Source organism: Caballeronia calidae (assembly GCF_900044055.2).
Classification (GTDB): Bacteria; Pseudomonadota; Gammaproteobacteria; order Burkholderiales; family Burkholderiaceae; genus Caballeronia; species Caballeronia calidae.
This window is the reverse complement of record NZ_FCOX02000361.1, coordinates 1-564: the sequence shown is the minus strand read 5'-3', so window position 1 is coordinate 564 and position 564 is coordinate 1. Positions and strand designations below refer to the sequence as shown.

At 59.4% G+C, this 564-nt stretch carries 2 protein-coding genes; both read left to right on the top strand.

The window, feature by feature from the left end:
* Positions 1–150, top strand: a 150-nt coding sequence (locus AWB78_RS45120; RefSeq protein ID WP_157697761.1) for a transposase, incomplete at its 5' end; no start/stop codon positions are given.
* Between the two features lie 93 nt (positions 151–243).
* A complete protein-coding gene (locus tag AWB78_RS45115; RefSeq protein WP_074173750.1) occupies positions 244–513 on the top strand; it encodes a hypothetical protein in 270 nt (89 codons plus the stop codon).
* Positions 514–564 lie beyond the last annotated feature (51 nt).

The following is a 564-nucleotide window of genomic DNA, read 5'->3' as shown; positions in this document are numbered from 1 at the left end:
GAAGTCTGTCACAGCTGGTTCAACCGCTTTCGCAAACTGTTGGTCCGATACGAAAAACTCGAACGCAGTTTCGTCGCCCTAAACCATCTTGCCGCTGCCATCATCGCCTTCCGCAAGGTGCCGCTGAGCGTTAACATAATTTACGGATAAGCTTACGCATCGCGAGACGGTGGGGCCGCATCGTGTTTTTTTGCACGCCCCACAGAATTTGGCCGCTTCCGCCGCCTTCGCGATGGCGGTTTCATGTCGGTTCTTCCATTGGTGCAAGCGGCCATTCTCGTGGCCAAACGCGAGAACACGCGACGCTCGATCCGCCAGATTCGGCTGCTGCTCGAAGGCACAGGCGTCGTGCCGCGCGACACGCTCTCCAAGAGCGCCATACACCGCCTGCTCAAGGTCCACGGCCTCGCGCATTACCGCATCGACCCTCGTGCCCGACGAGAAGCGCAGCTTCGTGGCCGAACACGCCGGCTCGATCTGGTACGGCGAAAGCGCTCAATTCGGCCCACGTAGAAGGCGGAGGCGATGCAACGCAGAATGTGCCCACTACTTTTTCAGTGGGCA

Excerpts from the sequence above, each read along its gene's own strand:
- AWB78_RS45115 (WP_074173750.1), top strand. The coding sequence starts at position 244 with ATGTCGGTTCTTCCATTGGTGCAAGCGGCCATTCTCGTGGCCAAACGC.